Origin of the sequence: Corynebacterium sp. 5QC2CO, assembly GCF_024580435.1 — a bacterium.
Classification (GTDB): Bacteria; Actinomycetota; Actinomycetes; order Mycobacteriales; family Mycobacteriaceae; genus Corynebacterium; species Corynebacterium jeikeium_D.
Window position 1 is genome coordinate 1 of the sequence record NZ_JANIKI010000035.1, and the last position, 423, is coordinate 423.

Below are 423 nucleotides of genomic sequence, written 5' to 3' on the forward strand. Positions count from 1 at the left end.
GGCACCACCCACATCGATCTGCCGGTCTTCAACACCGTTGCCGATGCAGTGCAGAGCACCGGCGCCAACGCTTCGGTCATCTACGTGCCGCCGCCGTACGCGGCCGACGCCATCCTGGAAGCCGCAGCTGCCGGCATCAAGGTCATCGTCTGCATCACCGAAGGCATCCCGGTGCTGGACATGCTGCGCGTCAAGAACGTGCTGACCCGTTCGCATCCGGACACCGTGCTGATCGGGCCGAACTGCCCGGGCGTCATCACCCCGGGTGAGTGCAAGATCGGCATCATGCCGGGCCACATCCACCAGCCGGGCAAGATCGGTATCGTGTCGCGTTCGGGCACCCTGACCTATGAAGCGGTCAAGCAGACCACCGAAGTCGGCCTGGGCCAGTCCACCTGCATCGGCATCGGTGGTGACCCGATC

Annotated in this window: 1 pseudogene; it reads left to right on the forward strand. The window is 65.0% G+C overall.

What is annotated here, in order from left to right:
- Positions 1 to 423, forward strand: a pseudogene (locus NQ014_RS10825) (succinate--CoA ligase subunit alpha); the annotation flags it as partial.